At 65.7% G+C, this 21,433-nt stretch carries 23 protein-coding genes and 1 riboswitch; of the genes, 11 read left to right on the forward strand and 12 right to left on the reverse strand.

The window, feature by feature from the left end:
* Nucleotides 1-18: 18 nt before the first annotated feature.
* Complete coding sequence (locus tag IE187_RS12275) at nucleotides 19-288, forward strand: GNAT family N-acetyltransferase (RefSeq protein ID WP_133191305.1); 270 nt, start codon at nucleotides 19-21, stop codon at nucleotides 286-288.
* 64 nt (nucleotides 289-352) lie between these two features.
* Entirely contained in the window at nucleotides 353-1,264 is a 912-nt protein-coding gene (locus IE187_RS12280) for a hypothetical protein (protein WP_229839387.1), read from the forward strand.
* A 3-nt stretch (nucleotides 1,265-1,267) separates the two neighbouring features.
* Here the strand turns inward: IE187_RS12280 and IE187_RS12285 are convergent, their stop codons facing one another.
* The gene (locus IE187_RS12285; protein ID WP_189676497.1) at nucleotides 1,268-3,091 is read right to left on the reverse strand and encodes an ABCB family ABC transporter ATP-binding protein/permease; all 1,824 of its coding nucleotides are present in this window, start codon (nucleotides 3,089-3,091) and stop codon (nucleotides 1,268-1,270) included.
* A gap of 94 nt (nucleotides 3,092-3,185) precedes the next feature.
* Between IE187_RS12285 and IE187_RS12290 the strand changes: the two genes are divergently transcribed.
* Together IE187_RS12290 and IE187_RS12295 are read left to right on the forward strand one after the other, a co-directional pair.
* The gene (locus IE187_RS12290) at nucleotides 3,186-3,416 is read left to right on the forward strand and encodes a hypothetical protein (protein ID WP_189676498.1); all 231 of its coding nucleotides are present in this window, start codon (nucleotides 3,186-3,188) and stop codon (nucleotides 3,414-3,416) included.
* A 48-nt stretch (nucleotides 3,417-3,464) separates the two neighbouring features.
* Nucleotides 3,465-3,878 carry a hypothetical protein gene (locus IE187_RS12295; protein ID WP_189676499.1) on the forward strand — a complete coding sequence of 138 codons (414 nt, stop codon included), beginning with the start codon at nucleotides 3,465-3,467 and terminating at the stop codon, nucleotides 3,876-3,878.
* 7 nt (nucleotides 3,879-3,885) lie between these two features.
* On the opposite strand, the gene IE187_RS12300 is transcribed toward IE187_RS12295, so the two are convergent.
* The 5 genes from IE187_RS12300 to crtY are packed head-to-tail and all read right to left on the reverse strand — an operon-like array spanning nucleotide 3,886 to nucleotide 8,422.
* Nucleotides 3,886-4,101 carry a hypothetical protein gene (locus IE187_RS12300; RefSeq protein ID WP_189676500.1) on the reverse strand — a complete coding sequence of 72 codons (216 nt, stop codon included), beginning with the start codon at nucleotides 4,099-4,101 and terminating at the stop codon, nucleotides 3,886-3,888.
* A gap of 56 nt (nucleotides 4,102-4,157) precedes the next feature.
* Entirely contained in the window at nucleotides 4,158-5,138 is a 981-nt protein-coding gene (locus tag IE187_RS12305; RefSeq protein ID WP_189676501.1) for a phytoene/squalene synthase family protein, read from the reverse strand.
* Nucleotides 5,135-5,716 (reverse strand): LOG family protein, encoded by a 582-nt coding sequence (locus tag IE187_RS12310; protein ID WP_189676502.1) that lies wholly within the window; start codon nucleotides 5,714-5,716, stop codon nucleotides 5,135-5,137. Before IE187_RS12310 ends, IE187_RS12305 begins: the two co-directional genes overlap by 4 nt.
* Nucleotide 5,717: 1 nt before the next feature.
* Nucleotides 5,718-7,223, reverse strand: a complete 1,506-nt coding sequence (locus IE187_RS12315; RefSeq protein ID WP_189676503.1) for a phytoene desaturase — start codon at nucleotides 7,221-7,223, stop codon at nucleotides 5,718-5,720.
* Nucleotides 7,220-8,422 carry a lycopene beta-cyclase CrtY gene (crtY, locus tag IE187_RS12320; protein WP_133191298.1) on the reverse strand — a complete coding sequence of 401 codons (1,203 nt, stop codon included), beginning with the start codon at nucleotides 8,420-8,422 and terminating at the stop codon, nucleotides 7,220-7,222. The genes IE187_RS12315 and crtY overlap by 4 nt, the downstream gene beginning before the upstream one ends.
* 126 nt (nucleotides 8,423-8,548) lie before the next feature.
* Between crtY and IE187_RS12325 the strand changes: the two genes are divergently transcribed.
* From IE187_RS12325 to thiC, 6 genes are all read left to right on the forward strand, one after another.
* Nucleotides 8,549-9,346 (forward strand): sterol desaturase family protein, encoded by a 798-nt coding sequence (locus IE187_RS12325; protein WP_189676661.1) that lies wholly within the window; start codon nucleotides 8,549-8,551, stop codon nucleotides 9,344-9,346.
* Nucleotides 9,333-9,707, forward strand: coding sequence for a DUF2141 domain-containing protein (locus IE187_RS12330; protein WP_438810927.1), 375 nt, complete (start codon nucleotides 9,333-9,335; stop codon nucleotides 9,705-9,707). The genes IE187_RS12325 and IE187_RS12330 overlap by 14 nt, the downstream gene beginning before the upstream one ends.
* A 70-nt stretch (nucleotides 9,708-9,777) precedes the next feature.
* Nucleotides 9,778-10,653, forward strand: coding sequence for a MipA/OmpV family protein (locus tag IE187_RS12335; RefSeq protein ID WP_133191295.1), 876 nt, complete (start codon nucleotides 9,778-9,780; stop codon nucleotides 10,651-10,653).
* Between the two features lie 189 nt (nucleotides 10,654-10,842).
* Nucleotides 10,843-11,868: a ferritin-like domain-containing protein gene (locus IE187_RS12340; protein WP_133191293.1), complete on the forward strand. Its 1,026-nt coding sequence runs from the start codon at nucleotides 10,843-10,845 to the stop codon at nucleotides 11,866-11,868.
* 56 nt (nucleotides 11,869-11,924) lie between these two features.
* Nucleotides 11,925-12,965 carry a ferritin-like domain-containing protein gene (locus IE187_RS12345; RefSeq protein WP_189676505.1) on the forward strand — a complete coding sequence of 347 codons (1,041 nt, stop codon included), beginning with the start codon at nucleotides 11,925-11,927 and terminating at the stop codon, nucleotides 12,963-12,965.
* Nucleotides 12,966-12,995: 30 nt separating this feature from the next.
* A riboswitch (TPP riboswitch) is annotated at nucleotides 12,996-13,106 on the forward strand.
* A 40-nt stretch (nucleotides 13,107-13,146) separates the two neighbouring features.
* Nucleotides 13,147-15,063: a phosphomethylpyrimidine synthase ThiC gene (gene thiC, locus IE187_RS12350; RefSeq protein ID WP_189676506.1), complete on the forward strand. Its 1,917-nt coding sequence runs from the start codon at nucleotides 13,147-13,149 to the stop codon at nucleotides 15,061-15,063.
* Nucleotides 15,064-15,108: 45 nt separating this feature from the next.
* Here thiC and IE187_RS12355 read toward each other — a convergent pair whose 3' ends face one another.
* From IE187_RS12355 to IE187_RS12380, 6 genes are all read right to left on the reverse strand, one after another.
* Nucleotides 15,109-15,936 carry a ParB/RepB/Spo0J family partition protein gene (locus tag IE187_RS12355; RefSeq protein ID WP_416194514.1) on the reverse strand — a complete coding sequence of 276 codons (828 nt, stop codon included), beginning with the start codon at nucleotides 15,934-15,936 and terminating at the stop codon, nucleotides 15,109-15,111.
* Between the two features lie 68 nt (nucleotides 15,937-16,004).
* Nucleotides 16,005-16,799: a ParA family protein gene (locus IE187_RS12360; RefSeq protein WP_133191285.1), complete on the reverse strand. Its 795-nt coding sequence runs from the start codon at nucleotides 16,797-16,799 to the stop codon at nucleotides 16,005-16,007.
* Entirely contained in the window at nucleotides 16,796-17,410 is a 615-nt protein-coding gene (locus tag IE187_RS12365) for a 16S rRNA (guanine(527)-N(7))-methyltransferase RsmG (RefSeq protein WP_189676508.1), read from the reverse strand. The genes IE187_RS12360 and IE187_RS12365 overlap by 4 nt, the downstream gene beginning before the upstream one ends.
* Nucleotides 17,407-19,251 (reverse strand): tRNA uridine-5-carboxymethylaminomethyl(34) synthesis enzyme MnmG, encoded by a 1,845-nt coding sequence (gene mnmG, locus IE187_RS12370; protein ID WP_189676509.1) that lies wholly within the window; start codon nucleotides 19,249-19,251, stop codon nucleotides 17,407-17,409. Before mnmG ends, IE187_RS12365 begins: the two co-directional genes overlap by 4 nt.
* Nucleotides 19,252-19,311: 60 nt before the next feature.
* Nucleotides 19,312-20,598, reverse strand: coding sequence for a tRNA uridine-5-carboxymethylaminomethyl(34) synthesis GTPase MnmE (gene mnmE / locus IE187_RS12375; protein ID WP_189676510.1), 1,287 nt, complete (start codon nucleotides 20,596-20,598; stop codon nucleotides 19,312-19,314).
* 3 nt (nucleotides 20,599-20,601) lie between these two features.
* Entirely contained in the window at nucleotides 20,602-20,826 is a 225-nt protein-coding gene (locus IE187_RS12380; protein ID WP_189676511.1) for a DUF6489 family protein, read from the reverse strand.
* Between the two features lie 49 nt (nucleotides 20,827-20,875).
* Here IE187_RS12380 and IE187_RS12385 point away from each other — a divergent pair, with 49 nt between their 5' ends.
* Entirely contained in the window at nucleotides 20,876-21,355 is a 480-nt protein-coding gene (locus tag IE187_RS12385; protein ID WP_189676512.1) for a methylated-DNA--[protein]-cysteine S-methyltransferase, read from the forward strand.
* Nucleotides 21,356-21,433 lie beyond the last annotated feature (78 nt).

The raw sequence follows: 21,433 nt of genomic DNA on the forward strand, positions 1-21,433 counted from the left end.
CGGTGCAAGCGGACGCACATGGAAACAGTCCGCGACAACAAGGCCGAGCAGGAATTCGAGCTGACCGTCGGCCGCCACCGCGCGGTCGCGGCGTATCAGATGGAAGGCGACACGATCGTCTTCACGCACACGCTCGTGCCCAAAGCGGTCGCCGGGCATGGGGCCGCGACCAAACTGGTCCGCGCCGCGCTCGACAGCGCGCGCGACCGCGGGTTGAAGGTCATCCCACAATGCCCGTTCGTCGCCGCCTATATCGACAAGCATCCGGAATATCGCGATTTATTGTGACGCTGCCGTGGTTTGGCCCCATTCTGCGGCAAGATCGAGCTGAACTCGAACAGGGCAGCCGACCATGATGATCCACCTTCGCATGCTTATGGGTTGCTCGATGCTGGCGATCGGTCTCGGCGCGGCGGCACCCGATCCCGTCTATACCGTGCGCGACGATGGCATTGTCTCCGCGAGCGTCGGCGGAGCGCAGGGCACGCTGCGCATCGACCCGGGTGCCCCCGCGCTCCCGATCCTGGCGAAACCCTATGCGCTTCGCGCCGGACTCAAGTCGGGCATGTTCGGTCTCCATTACAAGGTTGGCCCGAGCGGGGTACACGGCGTGACCGCGGTGACGCGCCTGATCGTCGACGGAATGGAGATCCGGCGGCGCGTCGGCTGGTTCGACACGCCCTATGCGACGGGCGCCGATGGCGTGATCGGGCCCGGTGGCCTGCCTGCACCGGTGGTGCGCTTCGAGCTCCATGCGCCGCGCCCGGGCGAGCGAACACTCGACCTCCCGCTCGTCGACGGCGGCGCGCTGATCGGCAATTGGGGCGGGCTATTCGGCGAGATCATCGTCGGCGGCGTGCCGATGAAGGTCCGCTTCGACCTGCACCACCGCCTGTCGCTCGCCAGCGCCGGCGCGGCACAGCGCATCGCTGCGGCACAGGGGGGTGCATTGACCGGGCCGGTCGACCAGGCCGAGATCGCCTTCGGTATCGCGCGGCCGGTCCGGCGTATGACGCTCACCACTCCGTTCGTGATCGGGCCGATGGCGCTGAACGCTCTGCACGTGCGCGTATCGGACTATGGCAATGCGGCGACGATCCGCGATGCCGACGTGACCCCCGATCCCGAAGAGATCATCGTGACCGGCAAGGCGAAGCGCGATCCGTCGCGCGACCGCCTGTCGATCGGCCGTGATGCGCTCGAGCAATGCTCGTCGATCACCTTCGACAAGCCTGCCAAGCGGATCCGGCTGAGCTGCCTCTGACGCTTATTCCGCGGCGAGCGTTTGCTCGGCGCGTTCCTGCGCCTGGCGGTTCCACATCTCGGCATAGAGGCCGTCCTTGCGCAGCAGCGCAGCGTGGCTCCCGCGTTCGACAACTTGCCCCGCCTCGAGCACGACGATCTCGTCGGCATGGACGACGGTCGACAGCCGATGCGCGATGACGATCGTCGTGCGCCCGCGTTCGATCGCCTGGAGCGTGTCGAGGATCTCGCCCTCGGTGCGGCTGTCGAGCGCCGACGTCGCTTCGTCGAGGATCAGCACGGGCGGATTCTTGAGCAAGGTCCGCGCGATCGCGACGCGCTGCTTCTCGCCGCCCGACAGCTTCAATCCGCGCTCGCCGACGCGCGTGCCATAACCCTGCGGCTGGCGTTCGATGAAGCCGGCGATCGCCGCCCCGCGCGCGGCAGTCTCGATCTCGTCCTGCCCCGCACCCTCACGGCCATAGCCGATATTGTAGCCGATCGTGTCGTTGAACAGCACGGTGTCCTGCGGCACGATCCCGATCGCCGAGCGCAGCGACGCCTGCGTCACCTGGGCGATATCCTGTCCGTCGACGGTGATCCGCCCGCCGGTGAGATCGTAAAAGCGGTACAGCAACCGCGCGAGCGTGCTCTTGCCCGCGCCCGACGGCCCGACCACGGCGAGCGTCTTGCCCGCCGGGATATCGAGGTCGATCCCCTTGAGGATCGGCATCCCCTTGTCATAGCCGAAGCGGACATTCTCGAACCGGACATGCCCGCGCGCCACCACCAGCGGCGGCGCGCCGGGCGCGTCGACCACTTCGGACGGCGTATCGATCAAGTCGAACATCGCGCCCATGTCGATCACGCCCTGGCGGATCGTACGGTAAACCATGCCGAGCAGGTCGAGCGGCCGGAATAGCTGCGACAGCAAGGTCGAGACGAACACCACGTCGCCCGCCGAGAACGCCCCACGCCCCCAGCCCCAGGCGACGAACGCCATCCCGCCGCCGAGCATCACATTGGTGATCAGCGCTTGCCCGACGTTGAGCCAGGCGAGCGAATTCTCAGACGTCACCGCGGCGTTGGCATAAGCCGCCATCGCCGCGTCGTAACGCTTGCCCTCGCGCTCCTCCGCGCCGAAATATTTCACCGTCTCGAAATTGAGCAGCGAATCGACCGCATGGCTGACCGCACCCGTGTCGAGATCGTTCATCCGCGTGCGCAAGGCGGCGCGCCAATCGGTCACCATCCGCGTGAACCAGATATAGATCGCCACCATCACCACGGTCGCGGCAACCAGCCCCCAGCCGAAGCTCGAGCGGAAGATGTTGAGCACGAGGACGAGTTCGAGCACCGTCGGCGCGATGTTGAACAGCATGAAATAGAGCATCGTATCGATGCTCTTCGTCCCGCGCTCGACCACCTTGGTGACCGCACCTGTCCGCCGCTCGAGATGGAAGCGCAGCGACAATTGGTGGAGATGGCGGAATACGCTCGCCGCCAGCCGCCGCGTCGCATCCTGCCCGACACGCTCGAACACCGTGTTGCGCAGATTGTCGAACAAGGTCGTCGAGAAGCGCGCCCCGGCATAGCCGAGGACGAGCGCGATCACGATCCACACCGCGCCGCGCTGCCCCTGCGCCATCCGGTCGACCGCCCATTTCAGCGTGTAGGCGCTCGCATAGACCTGCGTGACCTTCGACGCGATGACGAGCAGCATCGCACCGACGATGCGCAGCCGGAGAACCGGCGCATCCTTCGGCCACAGATAGGGTGCGAAACGCCGGAGCGTAGGCAGCATCGGCCGTTCGGGCGTGGTCGAGGTGGTGGCTGTATCCGGGGGCATCTGTCCTTCATGTAGGCGCAGTCAAGCGCGACCGAAAGCGTCTCATGGAACAAGCAAGGCAGTTCGTCGGTTTTTGCTACGAACGGAGACGGTTATGGACCCGCTTTTCTACGTCATGGCGATCATGGGATGCGGCGACGGCAGCTCGGCCTGTCAGCAGGCGCGCGTCGAACAGGTGCAATATCGTTCGATCGGCGAATGCCAGCGCGCAATGCCAGCAGCGCTCGCACGCAACAGCGATGTCGATTATCCTGTAGTGACCGCATCGTGCCGCGCAACGGGCGTGCGCATGGCGCAAACCAAGGCAAGCGTCACACGCGGATGATCGCCATCGCGCGATAGCCTGCTATAGCCCGCACGACAGGGGCGCGCCGTGCGGAAATTGACTGCAATCATCGTCGGAAGCTTGGTATCGCTCGCGCTCGTTGCCGCGATCGAGAGCCTTAGCGCGGCGCTGTACACCGTTTCGGGCGACATCGCCGCGGCCGACCATGCGACGCTGCTCGCGATGATCACCGGAATCCCGCTCCCGGCAAAACTCATCATTGTGGCAGGTTGGCTGATCGCCCCGTTCGCCGGGGTCTGGTTGTGCCTGCGCATCGGGGACTGGCCGATCGGAGGGTGGCTGGTGACAGCCATCTACCTCGTCGCCGCGATCGCCGGGCAAATCAACGTGCCGCACCCTGCGTGGATGGCACTGTGCGCGGTGCTGTTGCCGCTGCTCGGCGGGTGGTTCGCACAGCGTGCTCACCGCAAACCCTATCCCGGTGAGCCCTTGCTCGGATAAACGGGGGTCAGCCCTCCGGGTCGATCGTCCCATTGCCATCCTGGATCGGCAACGCCCAGCGGATCTGCTCGCGCAGCAACGATTCGAGGTCCTTCGCACCGACGACATGCGCGGTCGCGCGTTTGCGCAACAAGGCGGCGAGCAGCGAAGCGCGGCTGTCGGGCGCTTGTGCGATTCGTCCGCGCGACAGGGCTTTGGCGAACTGGACGGAGAGCGCGGTCATCGAATCAAGGCCTTTATCCAGGCTCGTAACCTAAGCTTGCAGACGTGCAGAACGTCTCACCGAAAGGGGTTAGCGCCGCCTTCAGCGTTGCGCGGACGAGTCCAAAGCGAGCGATCACGCGGCGACGGAGGATAGGCCTGCGCGCGGCGCCGCGCCGCGAAGTATGCCTTGCCGATCATCGCGAGTTTCGCCGCGCTCGACGTCGTCACGCGACCATCCCACGCGCGCGGCCCCAATGCCGCGACACCGCGTGCGATCGCGCCATAGATGTCGGCCGCCGCCAGCACCGCCCAGGCCGAACGAAACGACAGCGCAGGGGTGCCGTGGCGTGCGCTCGCCTCGTAGCCCGCTGCAAGATCCGCAAGCCGCACGCCAAGCACGCCAAGCGCCGCGCGATGTTCGGGGGCAAGCAGCATGTCGCGGCTCAGGCCCATTTCGTCGAGCCACTCCTGCGGCAAATAGCACCGCCCGGCGCGCGCATCTTCGGCGATGTCGCGCGCGATATTGGCGAGCTGGAACGCCATCCCCAGGTCGCACGCGCGATCAAGCGTGGCTTCGTCGCTCGGCGCGACCCCCATCGCGATCGCCATCATGCACCCGACCGCACCCGCGACATGGTAGCAATATTGATAGAGATCGGCCTCGCTCCGCGGGCGCCAGCCTTCGGCATCGAGCGCGAAGCCCGCGATCAGATCGTGCGCGAGGGCAGGGGGCAGTGCGGTCTCCGCCGCGAAGAGCCGGAGCGCGTCGAACGCCGGATCGCCGACCACCTCGCCCGCGAGCGCAGCGTCGGTCTTCGCTGCGATTTCCGCGAGGCGTGCGGGACCATCGTCGACCCCGGTCATGTCATGGCCGTGATCCTGGCCATCGGCGATATCGTCGCACGCGCGGCACCAGGCGTAGAGCAGCCAGGCGCGTTCGCGCGTCGGCCGATCGAACAGCTTGCTCGCCGCGGCAAAGCTCTTTGATCCGCGCGCGATCGATTCCTGCGCGGTCGCGACGATCGCATCGCGACTGGGCAAGGCGGTGTTGCTCACAAGTCTTTCGCACCGATCTTGGTGATCGTGACGATCGGCTCGTGCGCGGCCATCTGGTCGAGCAGGCCGTCGAGCGCGGTGTCGATCAGCAGGATCCCGTGGTGCTGCGGGCGCAGGAAGCCGACCTCGCCCATATGGCGATAGAAGGCGACGAGATGGTCGTAATAGCCCGCGATGTTGAGCAGTCCCACGGGCTTGGCGTGATAGCCGATCTGCGCCCAGCTCAGCGCTTCCCACAATTCGTCCATCGTGCCGGTGCCGCCGGGCAAATTGACGAAACCGTCGGACAGATCGGTGAACGCCTGTTTGCGCTGGTGCATCGTCTCGACGACGTGGAGCTCGGTCAGCCCGCGATGCGCGACCTCGGCGTTGACGAGCGCCTGCGGGATGATCCCGATCACCTCGCCACCGGCCTCGAGCGCGCTGTCGGCGACTGCGCCCATCAGCCCGAGCTTGCCGCCGCCATAGACGACGCCGATGCCGCGCTCGGCGAGCGTCCGCCCGACCTGGCGCGCGCAGTCGATATAGACGGGATCGGCCGGGGTGGCCGATCCGCAATAAATCGCGAGCCGCTTCATTTTATCGTTCGCCTTCCAGCATTAGCGCCGCGGTCGCCTTGGCGCTGCCCACCACGCCGGGAATCCCGGCGCCGGGGTGCGTGCCGGCACCGACGAAATAGAGGTTCGGGATATGGTCGTCGCGATTGTGCACGCGGAACCACGCGCTCTGCGTCAGGAGCGGCTCGAGCGAAAAGGCGCTGCCGAGATGCGCGTTGAGATCGGCCGCAAAGTCGTTCGGCGCATAATGGAATTTGGTGACGATCCGCGAATGGATGTCGGGGATCAGCCGCCGCCCGATCTCGTCGAGGATGCGCTTTTCGAGGATCGGCCCGATCTCGTCCCAATCGACCGGGAACTTGCCCATGTGCGGCACCGGCGCGAGCGCATAGAAGGTCGAATGCCCCTCGGGCGCCATCGACGGATCGGTGACGGTCGGGTGGTGCAGATAGAGCGAGAAATCCTCGGGCAGCACACCGTGATCGTAAATGTCGCTGAGCAGACCCTTGTAGCGCGGCCCGAACAGGATCGTGTGGTGCGGGATCCCCGGCCACGTCCCCGTGATCCCGAAATGGACGACAAACAGCGACGGCGAATAGCGTTTGCGCGCGAGCGCCTTCCTGGTGCGCTGCGCACTGCGCGACGACTTGAGCAGATCGCGATAGATGTGCATCACGTCGCCATTGCACGCGACCATGTCGGCATCCTGGTGCCAGCCGCTCGCGGTGGTGACGCCGGTCGCGCGGTCGCCGAGCGTCGCGATGTCGACCGCGGCGTCGCCCAGTCGCAGCACGCCGCCGAGCCGTTCGAAATGCGTGACCATCGCGTCGATCAGCTTGCTGGTGCCGCCCATCGCGAACCACACGCCGCCGTCTTTCTCGAGCTTGTGGATCAGCGCGTAGATCGCGGATGTGTTCATCGGGTTGCCGCCGACGAGCAGCGTATGGAACGACAGCGCCTGGCGGAGATGCTCGTCCTTCACGTAGGACGACACGATCGAATAGACCGAGCGCCACGCCTGGTATTTGGCGAGCGCGGGCGCTGCCTTGATCATTGAGGCGAAGTCGAGGAACGCGACATGGCCGAGCTTGCGATAGCCCTCCTCATACACGCCGGCGGCATAGTCGAGGAACTTGGCATAGCCCGCGACATCGTCGGGGTTGAGCTTGGCGATCTCGGCATTGAGTGCGGGCTCGTCGTTCGAATAATCGAACACCGTGCCGTCGGGCCAATTGAGCCGGTAGAACGGCATGACGGGCGCAAGCGTCACGTCGTCGGCCATGTCGCGCCCGGTCAGCGCCCACAATTCCTGCAGGCACGGCGGATCGGTGATGACGGTCGGCCCCGCGTCGAACACGAAGCCGTCTTTCTCCCAGACGTACGCGCGGCCTCCGGCCTTGTCGCGCGCCTCGAGCAGCGTCGTCTCGATCCCCGCCGATTGCAGCCGGATCGCGAGCGCCAGCCCGCCAAACCCGGCGCCGATGACGATCGCGGTCCGCGCCGGTGCGCGCACCGGATGCGAGCTCATGCCTTCACCCCGCCCGGCAGCACGCCGATCGCGCGCAAAGCGCGGCTGATCGGTACCGGCGGCTTGCCGGTCAGGATCCGTGCCTTGTCCATCATCGTCGAGCGTCCTGCATAAAAGCGCCGCACCAGGCGCTGGTCGAGCCGGTAGAAGCGTTCGAGAACACGATAGCGTTCCTCGGGCTCGGCGGCGCGAAAGAGCATCTTGTCGAGCATACGGTAGAAGCCGCGCGCCTGCCACGTCCGTTTTGCATAGGCATGCGTCAGCGTATGCAGCCCCTCGCCCGACAGGTCGCGCGCCGTAGCGATCAGCGCGGCGAGCCGTACCGCATCGGGCAGCGAATAGCCGGTCGTCGGGTGGAACAGCCCCGCACGCATCCCGGCCTTGGCGACCTTGTTGCCGCCAGACTGCCAATAGGCCTCGAAATCGCCGCCCATCGTCACCGGCAGGACGCCCGATTCCTCGCGGATGACCGTATGCGTCGCCCAGCCATGCGCCGCGGCATAAGCGCGGACGCGATCGGCGATCGGGTCGGCGTTGTTGCCGCTGCCGGGCTGCGGCCGGTACAGATCGGGGGTGTCGCTGTAATAGGTGTCTTCGATGAACAGCCGGGTCGGCGACAGCGGCAGCGTGTAGACGAAGCGATAGCCGTCGATCTGCTCGACCGTCGCGTCCATCACGATCGGACGCGTGAGCCCGTGCGGCGTATCCAGCTCGAACTCGATCCCGACAAACTTCTGCCAGCCCAGATCGAGCAGCCCGAGATCGCCCGGCCCGCGCGTGTCGATCACGCCCTTGGCCTCGAGCCGGTCGCCGTCGGCGAACACCACTGCGGTCGGTCCCGCCGCGAGCACCTTGCGACCGGTCATCAGCCTGTGTGCCGGCAATTCGGCGCGCAGCGTCGCATCGAGCCGCTCGGATTCGATCGAATAATAGGCGCTGTCGAGCGTCCGGCGGTGCGCCGGAAAGGCAATGTCATAGCTTTTCCAGCCATAACTGACGAGCGGCGCGACGATCCAGCGATCGGCATCGCGCACGTCGCTGGCGAAGAACGACCAGAGATGGTTGCCACCGAAGCGATCGGATCGCTCGACGATCCGCACGTCGAGCTCGGGCCGCTGCTTGGCGAGCGCCAGGGCGATCAACCCACCGGCAAGCCCGCCACCGACGATGGCGATGTCGCAGGAGAGAGTCTCTGGCATAGCCATTGCGATAGCCGAAATGTGGCAAGGTGCAAGCGCAGCGGGCGATCGTGGAACACGCCGCAGACGCTGGCCGGTGCGGCGAATCTCCCTGACTTGCGGGGCTGGCTGCGCTACACCGCAGGAATGTTGCTCGCGATCCTCGCCGCCACGCTCGTCATGTCGCTGATCGTCGGCGTGCGCTATCTGATCGTCTCGGGGGCATTCGCCGCGGCAACGCGCGTCAAGCATCCCGGCCTCTACGACGGCCTGACGCCGCAGATCCGCCGCGAGATCGGCTGGAGCCTTGCCTCGGCGGTGATTTACGGCGTGCCGGCGGGCGTCGTCGCGTGGGGATGGCAGAATCTCGGCTGGACGCGGATCTACACCGATTTGCAAAGCTACCCCTTATGGTATGCGCCGGTGTCAGTGCTGCTGTACCTGATCGCGCACGACACATGGTTTTATTGGACGCATCGCTGGATGCACACGCCGCGCGCGTTCAAGCTCGCGCACGCGGTGCATCACGACAGCCGCCCGCCGACGGCGTGGGCGGCGATGGCGTTCCATCCGATCGAGGCGATCACCGGCGCTGTGATAATTCCGCTACTTGTCTTCCTTATTCCCATCAATATCGGCTGCCTCGGCTTGGTCCTCGCGATCATGACGGTTATGGGGGTTACCAATCATATGGGTTGGGAAGTCTTTCCCCGGTTCATGTGGAATGGACCATTGGGGGCATGGCTGATCACGGCCAGCCATCACCAACGGCACCACGATCTCTATCGAGGAAATTATGGTCTCTATTTCCGTTTCTGGGATCGGCTCTGCGGCACCGACAAAGGTGTCGGCGATTTTGTCAAAGCGCATGCGCAGGCTCGCGTGCGTCGGCGGCGCGTCGGCGGTGGTGTTGCTGGCGCTGCCGGGGGCGGTGGCAACGAGTGACCTGTCGGTCGATCTCACCAATCTGCGGTCGCACAAGGGATCGGTCCGCGTCTGCCTGACCGCCGACCCGCAGAACTTCCCCGCGTGCATCGACGATGCGCAGGCCGTGACGCGCTCCATACCCGCGACAACCGGCAGCTTGCGCTTCGATGGGCTGACGCACGGCGATTATGCGGTCGCGGTGATCCATGACGAGAACAACAACCGCAAGCTCGACACCTTCGCCGGGATTCCGCGCGAAGGCTTTGGTTTTTCTCGCAATCCCGCAGTGAGCTTTGGCCCGCCGCGCTTTGCTGCGGCCCGCTTCACGCTGACAGGTGATGCAGATCGGCAACAGATCAAAATGCGTTATCTGCTCTAGTCTACATTTTCGGACCCAAAGCGTTGCGCGAGCGTTACGGCCCCAAATCCTTAGATTCTGGAGCTACCCCGTGATTGATCGTCGCCTTCTTCTGTCCGCCGCCACCCTGCTGATCGCCAGTGCCGCCCCGGCGTTTGCGCAAAGCGCGCCGCCCGCCCCGGCGGACAACGACCAGATCGCCGCCGACTTCAACAAGGATTCGGTCACGGTCGGCATCGGTGGCGCCTACCTTCCCGATTATGACGGCTCGAACGAGTATCGCTTCGTGCCGGCACCCGCCGCGATCGGCTCGGTCAAGGGCTTCAACTTCTCGGTGATCGGCAACCGTGCCAGCATCGATCTGATCCCAAACCGCCCGGGCCAGTCGATCGATCTGCAATTCGGTCCGATCGGCGTGATCAATTTCGACCGCTCGAGCATCAAGAACATCGACGACGTCCGCGTCCGCGCACTCGGCAAGCGCAGCACCGCGCTCGAGCTCGGTGGCTATATCGGCATCGGCAAGACCGGCGTGATCACCAGCCCGTATGACAAGATCTCGGTCTCGGTCAGCTATCGCAAGGGCGTGACCGGCGCGCACAATAGCGGGATCTGGCAGCCGAGCTTCACCTATCTGACGCCACTCAGCCGCAAGGCCGCGGTCGGCATCCTCGCCTCGGCACAGCATGTCGGGCAGGGCTATGCCGACACCTATTTCAGCATCACGCCGACGCAGAGCCTCGCGAGCGGCCTTCCGACGTACGCGGCACGCTCGGGCTGGAAGAACTATTCGGTCGGCGGTTTTGCGACCTATTCGCTGACCGGCAATTTGCTCCACGGCGTCAAGGTCGTCGCCGGCGGTACCTATTCGCGGTCGCTGGGGGACTTCTCCTACGCCCCGATCGTTCGCATCGCCGGCTCGCCCAACCAGTGGCTGGGCGCCGTCGGGCTCGCTTACACCTTCTAACCCCGGCGCAATCCAGCGCAGGTTCAGGACCCGCCGTGGAACACAACTCGTGGTTCCACGGCGGGTTTTCGTTTGCGCGCGGATCGTCGGGAATGGCCGACGCTCCAGCTATTCGGGTCTTGCGCCGTCGCGCGCGAGGTGCCACGCCAGCGCCGCACTATAGCGTTTCCAGCAAAAGGGTTCGCCCCAATGACCGACACCGAAGACCAGCTGATCGAGCGCCTCGAGGCCCGCGCCGACCGTCGGAATGAGCGCCGCGAATTCTTCCGCACCGCCCTTGGAGCCGGTGCCGTCGCCGCCGTCGGCGCCGCCGCCGTCGCGGTCGGGACCAGCGCATCGGCGCAGGCGACGTCGGAAACCGACATCCTCAATTTCGCGCTCAACCTCGAATATCTCGAGGCGCAATTCTATTCCTACGCCGTCTTCGGTACGGGCTTGCCCAACAGCCAGCTCACCCCGGGCAGCGCCAGCACGACGACGCAGGGAACGGTCACGGGTGGCCGCCAGGTCAGCTTCAGCGATCCCCTCGTCGCGCAATATGCGCGCGAGATCGCCGGTGACGAAACGCAGCACGTCGCCTTCCTTCGCAGCCAGCTCGGCACCGTCGCCGTCGCGCAGCCCGCAATCGACATCGGCAGCACCGCCACCAGCGCCTTCACGGTCGCTGCGCGCGCCGCCGGCCTCGCGACCAATGCAAGCGGCGCGGTCGACAACGTCAACGGCACATTCGACCCTTACGCCAACGACCAAAACTTCCTGCTTGCCGCCTTCCTGTTCGAAGATGTCGGCGTCACCGCCTATAAGGGCGCGGCCTCGCTGCTGACGACCAAGGCCTATATCGACGCGGCGGCAGGCATCCTCGCCGCGGAGGCCTATCATGCCTCGATCATCCGCACCGTGCTGTACAGCAAGGGCCTGGCGACGCCGTCGCTGCGCACTGCGGCGGGCGCGATCTCCGACGTTCGCGACAAGCTCGACGGGACCTCGGACGACGATCAGGGCATTGCCTCGGCAGTCGTCGCGAACAGCCAGTTCGCCGCGCTCAACGGCCTGACGGCATCGAACATCGTCCCCACCGGGCTCGACGGTATCGCCTATGGCCGCTCGACCGGGAACGTGCTCAATATCGTCTATCTCAACAGTCTGGCTGTCGCGAAGGGGGGCTTCTTCCCCAATGGGCTCAATGGCACCATCGTGACCAGCACCGCGAATTGAGCCGCCCGATACCTTCAGCCTGACGCCTTCCAGCTTGCCCGAACGGGAGTTCCCCAGTGATCGATAGCGACATCCTCTTGCAGGTTCTCGACGCCGGCGAACGCCGCCGCGCCGAGCGCCGTAATTTCCTGCGCAGCGCGGGCGTCGCCTCGCTCGCCGTTGGCGGCGCATCGCTGCTGTCGGCCTGCGGCGGCAGCGGCTCGACGAGCACCGATCCAGGCGCGACGGCAACCGCAACGCCGACGCCGAGCCCGAGCTCGACCAGCACGCTGCAGGATCAGGACACGCTCAACTTCGCGCTCAACCTCGAATATCTCGAAGCGCAGTTCTACAGCTATGCCGTCACTGGCGCAGGGCTGCCCAATGCGTTGATCGCCAAGGGCGATGGCAACCAGACCGTCCAAGGCACCGTGACGGGCGGCCGCAAGGTCACTTTCACCGATCCGATCGTCCAGCAATATGCGGTCGAGATCGCCGCCGACGAAGTCGCCCATGTCGCCTTCCTGCGTTCGGCACTCGGCGCTGCGGCGGTTGCGATGCCGTCGATCAACATCGATGGTGGCGCCAATGGCGCCTTCTCGGCCGCCGCGCGCGCCGCCGGGATCGCAACCACCAATGGCGTCGTCGATCGCGTCAACGGCACCTTCGACCCTTACGCCAGCGACGAGAACTTCCTGCTCGGTGCGTTCATCTTCGAAGATGTCGGCGTGACCGCGTACAAGGGCGCCGCGCAGACGATCAACACGACCTTGCTGCTCGATGCCGCTGCGGGCATCCTCGCGACCGAGGCTTACCACGCCGGCCTGATCCGAACCGTGCTCTATTCGAAGGGCCTCGCCACGCCGAGCCTGCGCGTCAATGCCGGGCTGATCAGCGACGCGCGCGATAGCCTCGATGGCACGAGCGACATCGATCAGGGCATTACCGGCACCGCGACGACCTCGAACCTCGTTCCGGTCGATGCCAACGGCCTCGTCTACGGCCGTACCGCGGGCCAGGTGCTCAACGTTGTCTATCTCAACAAGAACGCCGTGGTCGGCGGGGGCTTCTTCCCCAATGGTCTCAATGGCAACATCCGCACCAGCGCCGCAAACTAGTTGCACGCCGCGCGCGAGCGCCTAGACTGACGCCATTCCCCGGGGGGCTGCTGTTCGGCGGCTGAGAGGGGGGCACGAGCCCCCGACCCGCATCAACCTGATCCCGTTAATACGGGCGTAGGGAGGGAGCGGTGACCGCCCGGAAACCGTCTTTGCTCCTTGCGATTTTGGAGCGAAGAGCATGGCAGATATTCCCGCGCGTACCGAAATCGGCGTGACGACCGGCCCGATCCGGGGCTCGCGCAAGATCTACGTGCCCTCGGTAGCAATTCCTGGGCCAGGCGTCGCGATGCGCGAGATCCTGCTCGAACCATCGTGCGGCGAGCCGCCCTTGCGCGTTTACGACACGTCGGGGCCCTATACCGACCCCAAAGCGCGGATCGACATCCACGTCGGCTTGCCGACGCTGCGGCGCGACTGGATTCTCGCGCGCGGCGACGTCGAGGAATACACTGCGCGCGAAATTCGCCCCGAAGACAATGGCTTGACCGGCCCCGATCGTTCGGCTGGCGTACCGCAATATCCCAATGTCGTTAAACGCCCGCTGCGCGCCAAGCCCGGCGCCAATGTCAGCCAGATGCACTATGCGCGACGCGGCATCATCACCCCCGAGATGGAATATGTCGCGATCCGCGAGAATCTCGGGCGCGCTGCCGCCAGGGAAAAGCTGATCCGCGACGGCCAGGACTTCGGCGCATCGATCCCCGATTACGTGACGCCCGAGTTCGTCCGCGACGAAATCGCGCGGGGGCGGGCGATCATCCCCAACAACATCAACCATCCCGAATCCGAACCGATGGCGATCGGCCGCAACTTCCTGGTCAAGATCAACGCCAATATCGGCAACTCCGCCGTTGCGAGCAACGTCGCAGCCGAGGTCGACAAGATGGTCTGGTCGATCCGCTGGGGTGCCGACACGGTGATGGACCTGTCGACCGGTCGCCACATCCACGACACGCGCGAATGGATCCTGCGCAACAGCCCCGTGCCGATCGGCACCGTCCCGATCTATCAAGCGCTAGAAAAGGTCGGCGGCGTTGCCGAGGACCTCACCTGGGAGATCTTCCGCGACACGCTGATCGAACAGGCCGAGCAGGGCGTCGATTACTTCACGATCCATGCCGGCGTGCGGCTTGCCTATATCCCGATGACCGCGAAGCGCGTCACCGGGATCGTCTCGCGCGGGGGATCGATCATGGCAAAATGGTGCCTCGCGCACCACAAGGAGAGCTTCCTCTACGAGCGCTTCGACGAGATCACCGAGATCATGAAGGCGTATGACATCGCCTACTCGCTCGGCGACGGCCTGCGCCCTGGCTCGATCGCCGACGCCAACGACGAAGCGCAGTTCAGCGAGCTCTACACGCTCGGCGAACTCACCCACCGCGCTTGGGCGAGCGACGTCCAGGTGATGATCGAGGGCCCCGGCCATGTGCCGATGCACAAGATCAAGGAGAATATGGAAAAGCAGCTCGAAGTGTGCGGCGAGGCGCCCTTCTATACGCTCGGGCCGCTCACCACCGATATCGCACCGGGCTATGACCATATCACCAGCGGAATCGGCGCGGCGATGATCGGGTGGTATGGCACCGCGATGCTCTGCTACGTCACGCCGAAGGAGCATCTCGGGCTCCCCGATCGTGATGACGTCAAGGTCGGCGTGGTGACCTACAAGCTTGCCGCGCACGCCGCCGATCTCGCCAAGGGCCATCCCGCCGCCAAGATGCGCGACGATGCGGTCAGCCGCGCGCGCTTCGAATTCCGCTGGCGCGACCAGTTCAACCTGTCGCTCGATCCCGATACGGCCGAGCTCTATCACGACGAGACGCTCCCCGCGGAGGGCGCCAAGACAGCGCATTTCTGTTCGATGTGCGGGCCGAAATTCTGCTCGATGAAGATTACGCAGGAAGTGCGCGATTTTGCGGCGAAGCAGAACCAGCCGGCGGACGGCTTCCTCGCCGCAACGCCGCCGGTCGATGAGGCCGACGCCGACCGCGCCGCTTTCGCACGCGGTGCACAGGCCGAGGCGGGCATGGCTGAAATGAGCGCCACCTTCAAAGCGAAGGGCAGCGAGCTCTATCTGCCTACGACCGAGTAAGGTGCCCGGCCGGCGGATGCAGCAAGCGTCCGCCGGACGGCTTACCTAGATACGCTCGCCGGTCAGCCGCTGGCATACCATGTCGAGCTGATCGAGCGTCGAATAGGACAACGTCAGCGTGCCCCCCTTGGCGCTGTGCGCGACACGCACCGACAGGCCCAGCAAATCGGCCAGCTGATGCTCGAGCGCCGCGAGATCAGGATCGCGCCCCTCGCTGTCGCGCTGGCCGCGCGGCGCGGGCTTGGCAGCGCGCGCCATACGTTCGGTATCGCGCACCGAGAGACCGCGCGCCACGACCTGGTCCGCCAGCGTCTCGACATCGGGCGCACCGATCAGCGCGCGCGCATGCCCCATCGTCAGCGCGCCATTGACGACGCGTTCCTGCACCGGGGTCGGCAGCTCGAGCAGCCGCAGCAGATTGGCGATGTGGCTGCGCGACTTGTTGACCAGCTTGCCGAGCGCTTCCTGCGTGTGGCCGAAATCCTCGATCAAGCGATGATACGCTTCGGCCTCTTCGATCGCGTTGAGGTCTTGCCGCTGGATATTCTCGACGAGCGCGACTTCGAGCGTTTCGGTATCATCGAACGCCCGCACGATGACCGGCACCTCGTGTAGCCGCGCACGCTGCGCAGCGCGCCAGCGGCGCTCGCCTGCGACGATCTGATAGCCGGTGCCATGCGGCCGCACGACGATTGGCTGCAACACCCCGCGCAGCGCGATCGATTGCGCGAGTTCCTCGAGTGCGGCTTCGTCGAAGTGCCGCCGCGGCTGGCCGGGATGCGGCGTCAGCGATCCGACGGGAAGCGAGCGCACACCCGGCGAGGCATTCTCCTTGCCTTCACCGACGGGCTCTTCGCGCGCCAGATCCCCCATCAGGGCGTTGAGGCCGCGGCCCAGTCCCGAACGCGGCTTCGGGCGTGCAATCGGAGGCGTCGAGTCGGTCATGCGGCCCTTGCAGGTTGCGGGGTATCGAAGGCGGGCAGGCGCGCGATCAGCTCACGCGCGAGCGCGATATAGGCTTCCGAGCCGGGGCAGCGATAATCGTAGATCAATGCCGGCAAGCCGTGGCTCGGCGCCTCGGACAGACGCACGTTGCGCGGAATCACCGTGTCGAACACCACGCGACCCAGCACCGCGCGAACGTCGTTCGAGACTTGATCGGTCAGCCGATTGCGGCGGTCGTGCATCGTCAGGGCGACACCCATGATCGACAGCGCGGGGTTGAAGCGCTCGCGGATCCGCTCGACGGTGCTCAACAGCTGGCTGAGCCCTTCGAGCGCGAAGAATTCGCACTGCAGCGGCACGAGCAGCGAATTCGACGCGACCATCGCATTGAGCGTCAACAAGCCAAGTGACGGCGGACAATCGATCAGCACGACATCCCAGCGATGATCCGAGCGGGCGAGGGCGCGCGAGAGACGATGGGTACGCTCCTCATATTCGACCAGCTCGATTTCGGCACCCGACAGGTCGACCGTCGCGGGTACGATGTCGAGCTTGGGAACACACGTCGGCATCGCCGCAACATCGATCGATGTCTCGCCTAGCAGGATATCGTAGGTCGAGTGATGCCGATCGGCGCGCGCGATGCCGAGCCCGGTCGAGCAATTGCCTTGCGGATCGAGATCGAGCAGCAAGACCCGCAGCCCGGTTGCAGCAAGCGCGGTGCCGAGGTTGATCGCGGTTGTCGTCTTTCCGACACCGCCCTTCTGGTTCGCGACGGCAATGACGTTCATCGGCGTGTCACCCCTGATGCAAGAACGATCAGCGAGTCGGGATCGGTGATACTGTGTTCCACGTGAAACACCCCGTCCCATGCTAGCTGCGCGGCGGTGACATCTGCCAGCGCCGTCCGCCCTTTTGGCAGAATCCAGCACGTTGCGGAAGATGCGCACTTCGCACCCCAGGCGAAAAGACTGTCCAACGATGCGACGGCGCGCGCCGAAATAATCCTTGCATCGACAAGGACATCCTCGATCCGCGCGCACTTCACCGTAACGCGATCGCCGACCCCCATCGCCTCCGCCGTTTGCACCAGAAAGTCCGCGCGGCGGCGACGCGGCTCGACCAGCCAGACCGGTCGATCGGTAAGAGCTGCAACAACCAGTCCTGGGAAACCGGCACCGCTCCCGATATCGAGCCATACCCCGGCGTCCTTGGGGGCGAGCATCAGCAGCTGCGCGGAATCGACAATGTGGCGCGCCCACATCGCGCACAGCGTCGAGGGTGCAATAAGATTCTGCTGTGCGCTTTCGGCGGTTACGATCTCGACGAGTTGTTGCATCGCTGCGAGCCCGTCGTCGCCAAAGTGCTGCGAGACCCAGTCCCGCGCTTCGTCCTCGGTCACGCTGCCTTCTTTCGGATCTGCAGGAGGATCGCCGTCAGCGCCGCCGGAGTGATGCCACGAATACGACCCGCCGCTGCGAGCGTCGCGGGGCGGGCGGTCTCGAGCCGTTCGATCATCTCGCTCGATAGCCCAGGCACGGTCGCGAAGTGCAAGCCATCGGGAACGGCGATCGTGTCATGCGACCGCATCGCCGCTACCTCGTTCTCCTGCCGCGCAAGATAGGGGGCGTAGCGCGCGTCCTCGGTCGCTTCGGCGAGCAGATCGGCGTCCATCCGTTCGAGGAGGTCTGGGGCCACCATCTCGAGTGTCACGCCCGCCACGCGCAGCCATGCGGCGCCCGATCGGCGTTCGGGATCGCTGCCGATCACCGCTCCGCGCGCTATAAGCGTTTCGCTTGGCACCGTCTGGTCGAGCACTTGCTCGATTTCGCCACGGCGCTCGATCCGATCCGCAAGCCGCTCAATCCGCGCGGGCGACAAGCATCCAAGCTCAGCCGCTATCGGGCTCAAGCGTGTCTCGGCATTGTCGGCGCGCAATCGCAGCCGGTATTCGGCGCGGGCGGTCAGCATGCGATAGGGTTCGGTGATGCCTTGCAGCACCAGATCGTCGATCATCACACCGAGATACGACGACGCACGGTCGAGCACGATCTCGGGCCGCTCGAGCGCGCGCGCCGCTGCATTGAGCCCCGCCATCAACCCCTGGCCGGCGGCTTCTTCATATCCGGTCGTGCCATTGATTTGCCCGCAGCAATACAAACCTTCGAGCGCGCGGACCTCCAGCGTGGCAGCCAGCGCGCGCGGGTCGATATGGTCATATTCGACAGCGTATCCCGGCGTGAGCATCGTCGTGGCCTCGAGCCCGGGGATTGAGCGAAGCATCGCCGCCTGGATGTCGACGGGCAGCGATGTCGAAATGCCGTTGGGATAGATCGTCGGATCGTCGAGACCCTCGGGTTCGAGGAAGATCTGATGGCCGTCGCGGTCTCCGAAGCGGTGGATCTTGTCCTCGATCGACGGACAGTAGCGCGGGCCTGCGCCGGCGATTGCGCCGCCGAACAGCGGCGATCGTTCGAGCCCGGAGCGAATGATGTCATGCGTCTGCGGCGTCGTCCGCGTGATCGCGCAGTGAAGCTGGGGCAGGGGGCGATGCGTCGAAACGGGTGACATCGTCCACGGCTCGGTGTCGCTTTCCTGCTGCGCCAGGCGCGCCCAGTCGATCGTGCGGCCATCGAGCCGTGGTGGCGTCCCGGTCTTGAGGCGCGCCATCGGGAGGTTGGCAGCGCGGAGCTGCTGCGCGAGCAAGGACGCGCCTGCTTCCCCGACACGCCCGCCTTCGGAGCGTTCCTCACCACAGAACATCCGCCCGCCGAGGAAGGTGCCAGTTGCTAGCACCACGGCGCGTGCATGAAGTACCGTACCATCGGCTAGGCGGACACCTGCGACGCTCCCGCTCTCGCTCAGCAGGAGGCCGGCGACTTCCCCACCGATAATCTCCAACCCTGCTTGCTGTGCTAGCATCGCGTTGATCGCTGCCGCGTAGCGGCGTCGGTCCGCCTGCACGCGTGGGCCCTGAACGGCTGCGCCCTTGCTGCGGTTGAGCATGCGGTAGTGGATACCCGCCGCATCGGTCGCGCGCGCCATCAGGCCGTCGAACGCATCGACCTCGCGGACAAGATGCCCCTTGCCGAGACCCCCGATCGCGGGGTTGCACGACATCGCGCCCACTTTCGCAGGATCGAAGGTGATCAAAGCGGTGCGTGCGCCACGGCGCGCCGCCGCGGCGGCAGCCTCGGTACCGGCATGTCCGCCACCTACTACGATGACGTCGAAATCGTTCATGGCTTCGCGCTAAATGGCTCGCCGCGATCTGTCAAAGCCGACCGTGTTCCACGTGGAACATCATTTGCCGATGCAGAAGCGCGAGAAGATCGCGTCGAGCATGTCGTCGGTTCCGGTGCGCCCCGTGATCGCGTTGAGTGAGCGCATCGCGCAGCGCACCTCCTCTGCGACGATCAACAAATCGCCTTGTCCCGCCCGGCGGAGATGTCGCTCGCTTTCGCCCAGCAACGACCGTTGACGATCATTTGTCGCAATCGCATCGGCTACCGGGAGAAGCGCTTTCGCCTCGGCGGCGAGCCGCGCCCACAAGTCGCCAATGCCGGCCCCGGTCTCGGCCGAAACGATGAGCTCAGCGAAAGGGGCAGGGGACGAGCGCGACGACAGGTCGGCACGCGCGTGTATCGCGATATGGCTCGGATCGGTGGGCGGGGTGTCGCCCAGCCACAGCACGATATCCGCCGAGCCCATCGCCGCCTCGGCACGCGCGATGCCGATCTCTTCGACGATGTCGTTGGGCGTATCCGTCAGACCGGCTGTATCGGTCAGCAGATAGGCGATCCCCCCACGCGTGACCGCGGCCTCGATCCGGTCGCGCGTCGTCCCCGACAATGGCGAGACGATCGCCACGTCGCGCGCCGCGAGCACATTGAGGAGCGTCGATTTCCCACTATTGGGGGGCCCGGCTATCACGACGCGGACACCGTCGTGCAGACGATCGACCGGCGGCGTCGCGAGCAGCGTTGCAATTGCATCGGCAATGCCTGCGATGTTGGTCGTGATAGCCTCGACCGCTTGGTCGGGCACATCGTCTTCGTCGGAGAAATCGAGCTGCGCTTCGATGCTCGCAGCCACGGTCACCAGTCGGTCCGACCAGTCTTCGATAACGGTGCGCAATCCGCCTTCCGCAATCCGCAGCGCTGCACGACGCTGCGTCTCGGTCTCGGCGCTCAGCAGATCGCCGAGACCTTCGGCTTCGGTCAGATCGAGCACGCCGTTGGTCAACGCACGGCGCGTGAATTCCCCCGGCTCGGCGGCGCGCAGACCCGGTTGCGCAGCCAGCACATCGCCAACCGCCGCCACCACCGCACGCCCGCCGTGAAGATGGAGTTCGACCAGATCCTCACCCGTCGCGGTACGCGGAGCCGGAAAGGTCAGGACCAGCGCACGATCGAGCAATCGCCGGTCGGCAGGATCGCGCAAGGCGCGCACGCCCGCCACGCGCGGTGAGGGCAAGGTCCCCGCGAGCGCCGCTGCAACCGCCATCGCCGACGGCCCGCTGATCCGCATGATCGCGATCGCCGCCGGCGGCGGGCCGCTCGAGCAGGCAAAGATCGTGTCGTCCGCCACGGCTTATTTCGCTGCGCGCTCGAACATCGTCCGCCACAGTCCCATGCTCGCATCGCTGACCGGCGCCCAGCTTCGCATCATGTTTTCGATCAGGTCTGGCGAAACGACGCCATCCATCGAATCGGTCATCATCGACAGATACTTATCGTGGATCGGCGTGAGATCCGGGAGCCCCATGAACGCACGCGCTTCCTGGGGGGTACAATCGATCTCGACGTTGATCTTCATTACGGCGTCTCCGCTTGAGCCGGCACGAGCCCGGCGGCATAGTCTGCTCATGTATGCGCGCGATATGGCCCGGATCGCAACGCCCGTCGGCGTGATCACGATCAGCGGCGATGACCGCGAACTCCATGCGATCACGCTGGGCGGGGAGGGCGAGATCGTCGCGGGGACAACCGCACCCGTACGTGCCGCCGCCGAGCAACTGACCGCGTGGTTTGCGGGAGCGCTGACGACCTTCGAACTGGCTTTGTCAGCGGCAGCGTCCGGACGCGGGGAGGCGCTGCGGACCGCAATGGTCGCGATCCCGTATGGCGATACGCTGAGCTACGGAGCACTCGCCAGGCGTGCTGGATCGAGTGCGCGGGCGATCGGGCAGGCCTGCGCGCGCAATCCGTTCCCGATCGTGGTGCCGTGCCACCGCGTGCTCAATGCCTCGGGATCGCTCGGTGCGTATTCGGCGGGGGAAGGGCCGATGACCAAGCAATGGCTGCTCGCGTTCGAGCGGCGCGGTCGGCGGGATCTGCTGCTCTAGGGATTTGGTTCGCGGGGCGGGCATGGGCAAAGCCCATGCCGTCGGTCGGGCGCGGAATTGCGCCCGCCGGCCGAGCCG

Origin of the sequence: Sphingomonas glacialis, from assembly GCF_014653575.1 — a bacterium.
Lineage (GTDB): Bacteria > Pseudomonadota > Alphaproteobacteria > Sphingomonadales > Sphingomonadaceae > Sphingomonas > Sphingomonas glacialis.

Excerpts from the sequence above, each read along its gene's own strand:
- IE187_RS12275 (WP_133191305.1), top strand. The coding sequence starts at position 19 with ATGGAAACAGTCCGCGACAACAAGGCCGAGCAGGAATTCGAGCTGACC.
- IE187_RS12280 (WP_229839387.1), top strand. The coding sequence starts at position 353 with ATGATGATCCACCTTCGCATGCTTATGGGTTGCTCGATGCTGGCGATC.
- IE187_RS12285 (WP_189676497.1), bottom strand. The coding sequence starts at position 3,091 with ATGCCCCCGGATACAGCCACCACCTCGACCACGCCCGAACGGCCGATG.
- IE187_RS12290 (WP_189676498.1), top strand. The coding sequence starts at position 3,186 with ATGGACCCGCTTTTCTACGTCATGGCGATCATGGGATGCGGCGACGGC.
- IE187_RS12300 (WP_189676500.1), bottom strand. The coding sequence starts at position 4,101 with ATGACCGCGCTCTCCGTCCAGTTCGCCAAAGCCCTGTCGCGCGGACGA.
- IE187_RS12310 (WP_189676502.1), bottom strand. The coding sequence starts at position 5,716 with ATGAAGCGGCTCGCGATTTATTGCGGATCGGCCACCCCGGCCGATCCC.
- IE187_RS12315 (WP_189676503.1), bottom strand. The coding sequence starts at position 7,223 with ATGAGCTCGCATCCGGTGCGCGCACCGGCGCGGACCGCGATCGTCATC.
- crtY (WP_133191298.1), bottom strand. The coding sequence starts at position 8,422 with ATGCCAGAGACTCTCTCCTGCGACATCGCCATCGTCGGTGGCGGGCTT.
- IE187_RS12325 (WP_189676661.1), top strand. The coding sequence starts at position 8,549 with ATGTTGCTCGCGATCCTCGCCGCCACGCTCGTCATGTCGCTGATCGTC.
- IE187_RS12340 (WP_133191293.1), top strand. The coding sequence starts at position 10,843 with ATGACCGACACCGAAGACCAGCTGATCGAGCGCCTCGAGGCCCGCGCC.
- thiC (WP_189676506.1), top strand. The coding sequence starts at position 13,147 with ATGGCAGATATTCCCGCGCGTACCGAAATCGGCGTGACGACCGGCCCG.
- IE187_RS12355 (WP_416194514.1), bottom strand. The coding sequence starts at position 15,936 with ATGGGGGATCTGGCGCGCGAAGAGCCCGTCGGTGAAGGCAAGGAGAAT.
- IE187_RS12360 (WP_133191285.1), bottom strand. The coding sequence starts at position 16,799 with ATGAACGTCATTGCCGTCGCGAACCAGAAGGGCGGTGTCGGAAAGACG.
- mnmG (WP_189676509.1), bottom strand. The coding sequence starts at position 19,251 with ATGAACGATTTCGACGTCATCGTAGTAGGTGGCGGACATGCCGGTACC.
- IE187_RS12380 (WP_189676511.1), bottom strand. The coding sequence starts at position 20,826 with ATGAAGATCAACGTCGAGATCGATTGTACCCCCCAGGAAGCGCGTGCG.
- IE187_RS12385 (WP_189676512.1), top strand. The coding sequence starts at position 20,876 with ATGTATGCGCGCGATATGGCCCGGATCGCAACGCCCGTCGGCGTGATC.